Genomic DNA, 6,442 nt, shown 5'->3' with positions numbered 1-6,442 from the left:
GAATTATTTATTAAATATACGAAATCTTATTTTAATAGAATAGACTTATATGAGTATATTTCTGAGTAAGGTTATACAAAACCTTAAAAGCTAACCACCATTAGAATGGTTGTAGCATATGTTCTGTTCCAATATCCGATGTACCTATCCTCTTTTTACACTATTATCAAAGACAACTAATTTAGACTGAGCAACATAAATAATAGATAGGCAATAAATGTCATTTATTACCCATATCAATGAAATAATGAATATTTTTTAATTTTTTAGACAGAACGAAGCTACTCTAGAGAAAATTTAGAATTGGATTTTATGATATAAGAGAATTGACAGGAGTTAGATTAAAGTAATAGAGTTATAGGCTAGAGTATAGCGTCAAAAGCAGAACTTTTGAAAAGACAGGAGATAATAATGGGGATGTACTAGTGGCTGGAAAACGGCTGAAGATAATAATAAAAGCTTTATCTAGCTGGTGGGAAAATAGGACTAAAACTAAATTATAGGTAACAAATAGTGTATTTTTGAGTCCATAGAAGTCATAAAATATCGTAAACGTTATTAAAAGGCTCAGTGTTATTAATTATATTTGAAAAAGTGAATATTATCTTTACTTATCAGAAGATTTAGAACTTTGCATTAAAGGACTAGTCGGTTATACCATTAATAGATAGGCGATATAAAATTTAGACTACCTTACATTTAAGATGGTAACTCACAATGACTGAGTCAACCAACGGTTTTATATGTGTACAGATAACTCAATAAATTATATGATATAGCCCCCATAAAATCCTAGAGTTAAGAGATTTGAAGTATGGTGGAATAGGCTATATAAAAATGACAAGTTCAATTTGAATCTCAAAACTACCTATTTATCACTAATAAAGTTGTATATGGCTTATGTAAAAGCATTAGAAAGTATTTTTTTAATTTTTAGTACTTAAATTTAGGATTTTAACGACGAGTACCAAATTTTAGTTTTAAATCGCTACCCGTTATAATTTAATAAAGTTATGGAGGTCATATCATGGAAGCTTCTAAGCAAAAAAATATGAACCCTTATGTAAAATTCACCCTGATGATTTTAACATCAACTATCATCATGTATGTCATGATGTATTTCAATACCTACCAATGGGATCATATTTATTTTAGTGAGACTAGAGCCTATATGGCACTGTATATGGGTGCAGGTATGGCAGTGGTCATGTTGGCCTTTATGACCAATATGTATAAGAAAACTAAGGTCAATTTGACGATTTATGGTCTGAGCGTGTTGATGTTTGCGATCGGTATTTGGGGCGTGAGATCACAAGCAACGGTTAATCAAGTTGATTGGATGCAGGCAATGATACCTCATCACTCAATAGCCATTCTCACCAGTAGTCGCGCTGATATCGAAGACCCGCGCGTACGTAAACTTGCTGACGATATTATAAAAGCACAGGAGCGTGAAATAGCTGAGATGCAAGCGCTTATTGAAGAGCTTGAGTAAAGCACAGGGAAGTTACCTACGAAAAACTCCTGACTGTCGCTGCATTGATACAACGACGCTTGGCTATTTCAGCTTGACTCACAAGGATAAGGCGATCATCAATCCTCGATTTTTCATCTCTAGTGATTTTAATATTACCTCCTGTTAATTGTAATGAGTGAGCATAGTTAGTTTTGACTTGAGATTAGCATATATCGTCAATTTTTAGTCCCAAATAGCACTATAGCACTCTTTAATCTTCGACATATTATTAAAGAGTTTTCCTTATAGGTCACCTTGTTTAATTTTTTTGTGGCCCTTGTATAAAGTCATCTCAATTGACAAAATGCAAAAGCTTTACTTTACCTTATATATTCTCTACGTTTGTCACTATATAATTTAACCATTGTCGATAGTAAATCATTTCACTCTCATCCATACAGTAGCAAAGCCCTAAGAAATGTAGTCGTTAATACTAGTTAGATAAGCTGTTGTTTTTATAGGACAAGCTCTAGGCGTTAAAGCATATTTTTTGCTAATACCAGTAGTTTTTAAGGCTTTACTGATACCTGTCGGGCTATAGTTGAAACGCTGAGCTCACTCATAGTAATAATCGTTTGTTTAATTTGATCAATAACATTTTTAAATATCAGGAGCCTATATCCCATTTATAAAGTATTGCTCATATAATGATTTACATTACTAACATTATTATTAAAAATTTATTAAAAGCTATCAAAATTTAACAAAAATCTCTTAGTTGGTATATATATTAATATTAGGATTCATTTAAAGTAATGGTTAAGTTGCAATGTTCAATACTATAATCAATGATTTATCTTAATTTTATTAAGGATATTAAAATGAAGACAATAACTTCTAACCATGCATTTCAAAGTAAACTCTGGATCGCGTTACTGGTCAGCGTTGTGGCACTTAGTGCTTGCAGTAATGAAGTGGAAGAGACGCCAGATAGTACGATGGACACGACTGAAGCTACTGCTGTTGGAACAGAACCGACTGATACTGAAGTAGGTACGGACACTACTACGGGTGAAACAACTACGGATATGGGAATGGCAAATACAGACAGTACCATGGATCCAGCTGGTACAGCCACTACCGATACAATGACGGATAGTACCATAACCGATGAAATGACTGATGGCTCAGTAATTAGTGATACCACAATGGTAGATGAAAACAATACGAGTTTCAATCAAGACCCAGTAGAAAGTACTCAGTAAATTGTAGATGCCACAGAGTAGAATCTACCTATAAGTAGATAGTAGCGACATTAGAGCGTGTGTCTTTAAGCACTGTGCTGAGTCGGTCATACCGGTTAAGTCTAACTCTAAAAGCAATAACGATACTTTGGATTGATATTTATATTGCTGCCGCCATTTGGTAGAAAATGCTTTTGCTAGGTTGATTAGAGGCATCGCCACTCATTATGAGAAGCTTAAAGACCGTTACGGGGCTGCGATCATACTAGCTTGTGTTTTTATTTGGTTGCCTTTGATTTGAATTCTATACAGTCCCTAATCTAAGTGTAATAAACCCAAGTTATTAGTCCATAAAGTAATTGCTCAAAGGATTGTTCTAAAGTGCTGGATGTCATGAGAGATCCCATGGCATTTTCGACTGCATTTATTTAAATAAAAACCTCTAAGAAGTGGTCTGAAATAAGTCGACCATGACAAATAATTGTGTCGTATCATACTGCTATGAAGAAGAGATATCTTGTATTTACCGATTTAGATGGAACACTACTCAATCACCAGGATTATAGTTTCGCTCCTGCAAAAGAGGCCTTAGCACTTTTACAATATCGCTCAATCCCTCTCATTATCGCTACGAGCAAAACCTTTAGTGAAGTAGTAGTGCTTCAAAAAGAGTTAGGCATGCGGCAGCCTTTTATTGTTGAGAATGGTGCTGGGATATTTGTGCCCTCAGAGTGTGTACTTGCAAAAGAGGTGACGTTTAAAGAGAAGTGGATAAAATTCTCTAAGGCGTACTCCTACATCGAACTGAGACTTTTTTTCACACACATGAAACGGAGCTACTCTATAAAAGGTTTTGGAGATATGAGTGTTGATGAAGTAATACAGCATACAGGTTTGCCAAGAGAAGAAAGCCTAAATGCCATGAAACGTGACTTTAGTGAGCCTTTTTTGATGCAAGACGAAAGAGAGCTTGAGGCTCTTAAAAAAGAGGCAAATGAAGATGGCTTTGATATAGTAAAAGGGGGAAGATTTTTTCACCTTGTCTCACTCCTACAAGACAAAGCAAATGCCATGCTTACACTTGCTCACATGTATGAAGAGTATTACAACCAAAAGTGCACCAAGATAGCCCTTGGTGATAGTGCAAATGACTTTACTATGATAAAAAAAGCAGATATTGGTGTTTTAGTTCCCCTCTATGATGGCTCTTTTAGCGCCATAGGAAACGCAGATATAAAAAGAGCAGACTACCCAGGACCAAAAGGTTGGAATAGCTCTATACTGGAGATATTTGATGAACTCTAAAGCGCTTGCAAGAGAGATATTTGCCGATGCACTTGAGGCGTCTTTGCTAAAAAAATTCATCTCAAAATATTGCTAGCTTGAAGAAAATATTTTAAGTGTAGGTAGCAAGAAATATGGTACCCCCCCCTAAACATAATATTGTAGTGGCACAAATATAATAGATGTAGCGATAATAATAAAAGGTAACCGTGAAGGTTAGAGTACCGCGCTTCGCTCGCAATGACACTTGCTGTCACTGCGAGGTTTTGAAAAATCATGGCAGTCTAGTTATTATGAGATAACATCAGAAGGGAGAATAAGATGTCAGATTTTTTTCAAAACGGCGTTATAACAACACTACAGAATGTGGGAAATCGCTCCTTAGAAAGCATAGAAGAAGAATTATTGCACTTTTCAAAACGCAGAAATATGGTGCTTTTACTTCCCGCTCTCTACTCAGAGTTTGAAACGCCAGCGATGCAGACTATTATTGATGAGCTTAAAAACGTGAAGTATCTCTATAAAATTATACTTGGACTCGACTGTGCAACTGAGGAGCAGTTTTTAGAAGTAAAGAAGCGTATGAGCATTTTGGAGTGTAGTGTTGAGGTACTTTGGAATGATGGTCCAGACGTAAAAAAGATATATAAAGAGCTTACAGATGAGGGTTTTCCTGGTTTAGACACTCCAGGAAAAGGTCGTAATGTCTGGACGATGATAGGTTATGGTCTCACAAATGAAGATAACTATGCTTTTGCCCTGCATGATTGTGACATAGTAAACTACTCACGAGCGCTTGTTGCACGGCTTTTTTACCCCATAGTACACCCAGGACTTGATTTTGAGTTTAACAAAGGCTATTACTCTCGCGTTACAAACAAGCTCCACGGTCGAGTGACCCGTCTTTTTTATACACCACTCATAAAAGCCCTCAAGATTACTTTTGGCTCAAACCACTACTTGGAGTATATGCAGAGTTTTCGTTATGCCCTCTCTGGAGAGTTCGCATTTATCCGCTCTCTTGGTCGTGGTATTGGGATTTCTCCTACTTGGGGGCTTGAGATTTCAACACTCTCAGAAGTTTATAACAACACCTCAAGCCGTCGTATCTGTCAAACAGAAATCATGGAGAGTTATGAGCATAAACATCAAGACTTAGGCTCAAAAAGTGAAGGTGGTGGCATTTACAAGATGGCAAACGATATAGCTAAAACTCTTTTTAGAATTTTAGCTCAAGAGGGAGTGGTTTTTTCAGAAGCCTCTTTTAAAACACTCCTTGCTTCATACTACCAGCAGTCGCGTATTGAGATTTCAAAGTACAATGCACTCAGTAAGATAAATGCCCTTGAGTATAACCGCCAAAATGAGATAAGGGCAGTCGAAGCTTTTGAAGAGGCTATCAAAGAAGCTGCAGCTGAGTTTTATGAGGATCCAATGGGTGTTGCATCCCTCTCTCCGTGGATTACAGTGCGTTCCGTTTTACCTGACTTTTCCGATAGATTTAGAGCGATGGTAAAGGAGGAGTCAAAATGATAGTTATAACCCTAGTTCGGGATAAGTGATCCATTAAGCTGCTGATAGTATTGATATTTTCTATTACTCTTGAAGACCAGCTAAGTCTTTGAAGGCAGGTTTCTCTATAAACTACTGTCAAAAGCATGACTTTATAAGGTCACATAATAATTATGCAAATAGTATCAACAACTTAAGCACAGGCTTATCCCGAATTCAGACTATAATAAGCTTAAAGACAGTTAATGGGCTGCGATCATACTAGCTTGTGTCTTTATTTGGTTGCCGCTGATTTGAATTCTATACAGCCCCTATATTAATTATGTCCCTAAACTTTTAGCACAATAATCTGATTAGGATATACCCTACGGAAACCAGCTGTAAGTATGCTCTAATATATTAATAGGCCACTCAAAACAGACATCTATCATCGAACCACTTATATTAGATCATCTATAGTTATATAGATGAAAGCGTATTTGGTATTCTGCTATAAAAAAATACATGAGGTTGGTTGAAGGCTATCTCACTTCACTCTTAAAAATCGTAAAATCTAACAAAAAATAAACCGCCCTACTCTTAGCGTTAAGGCGGTTCGATAAGTCTAGGTTGAGCGCTCAGCTATCTTAGTATTAATCCATTCTGCAACTTCACTCGCTACCCATACTACTCTCACCTGTGTAAGTTGTACTTTTTTAGGGAATGTTGGATCATGACGAACAGATTTTTCATTGATCATTTCATAAATCGTAGAACGACTAAGACCAGTATAATGGCTAACATCCTTAACACTTAATAGCTGTGGGATATGATTACATTGCTCGATTACTGGCTGTGCTGTGTTTAAATTTTCCATGATTATCTCCTCGTAAGTTAATGAGAGCGTCATCTCTCATACAGTTACGGAGTCCCATATTTTTTTACGGCATCCCATACCGTCCGATGG

5 protein-coding genes and 1 pseudogene are annotated in these 6,442 nt (G+C 36.4%); 5 read left to right on the top strand and 1 reads right to left on the bottom strand.

What is annotated here, in order from left to right; translation table 11 throughout:
• Positions 1 to 1,027: 1,027 nt before the first annotated feature.
• The 5 genes and pseudogenes from JMY02_RS03555 to JMY02_RS03535 all read left to right on the top strand — a co-directional run bounded on the left by JMY02_RS03555 (position 1,028) and on the right by JMY02_RS03535 (position 5,517).
• Entirely contained in the window at positions 1,028 to 1,495 is a 468-nt protein-coding gene (locus tag JMY02_RS03555) for a DUF305 domain-containing protein (protein WP_227678403.1), read from the top strand.
• Positions 1,496 to 2,337: 842 nt separating this feature from the next.
• Positions 2,338 to 2,721: a hypothetical protein gene (locus tag JMY02_RS03550; RefSeq protein ID WP_201595217.1), complete on the top strand. Its 384-nt coding sequence runs from the start codon at positions 2,338 to 2,340 to the stop codon at positions 2,719 to 2,721.
• A 37-nt stretch (positions 2,722 to 2,758) separates the two neighbouring features.
• Positions 2,759 to 3,001 (top strand): annotated as a pseudogene (locus JMY02_RS03545) (IS5/IS1182 family transposase); the annotation flags it as partial.
• Between the two features lie 182 nt (positions 3,002 to 3,183).
• Entirely contained in the window at positions 3,184 to 4,005 is an 822-nt protein-coding gene (locus JMY02_RS03540; protein WP_227678402.1) for an HAD-IIB family hydrolase, read from the top strand.
• A gap of 300 nt (positions 4,006 to 4,305) precedes the next feature.
• Positions 4,306 to 5,517 carry a glycosyltransferase family protein gene (locus JMY02_RS03535; protein ID WP_201595215.1) on the top strand — a complete coding sequence of 404 codons (1,212 nt, stop codon included), beginning with the start codon at positions 4,306 to 4,308 and terminating at the stop codon, positions 5,515 to 5,517.
• Between the two features lie 583 nt (positions 5,518 to 6,100).
• Here JMY02_RS03535 and JMY02_RS03530 read toward each other — a convergent pair.
• Complete coding sequence (locus JMY02_RS03530) at positions 6,101 to 6,352, bottom strand: helix-turn-helix transcriptional regulator (RefSeq protein WP_201595213.1); 252 nt, start codon at positions 6,350 to 6,352, stop codon at positions 6,101 to 6,103.
• Positions 6,353 to 6,442: the final 90 nt, after the last annotated feature.

It is taken from the genome of Psychrobacter vallis, from assembly GCF_904846715.1.
Taxonomy (GTDB): Bacteria; Pseudomonadota; Gammaproteobacteria; order Pseudomonadales; family Moraxellaceae; genus Psychrobacter; species Psychrobacter vallis.
This window is presented reverse-complemented; position numbering and strand designations above follow the sequence as displayed.

What these genes read in the sequence shown, in the direction of transcription:
- JMY02_RS03550 (WP_201595217.1), top strand. Translation starts at nt 2,338, where the DNA reads ATGAAGACAATAACTTCTAACCATGCATTTCAAAGTAAACTCTGGATC.
- JMY02_RS03555 (WP_227678403.1), top strand. Translation starts at nt 1,028, where the DNA reads ATGGAAGCTTCTAAGCAAAAAAATATGAACCCTTATGTAAAATTCACC.
- JMY02_RS03535 (WP_201595215.1), top strand. Translation starts at nt 4,306, where the DNA reads ATGTCAGATTTTTTTCAAAACGGCGTTATAACAACACTACAGAATGTG.
- JMY02_RS03530 (WP_201595213.1), bottom strand. Translation starts at nt 6,352, where the DNA reads ATGGAAAATTTAAACACAGCACAGCCAGTAATCGAGCAATGTAATCAT.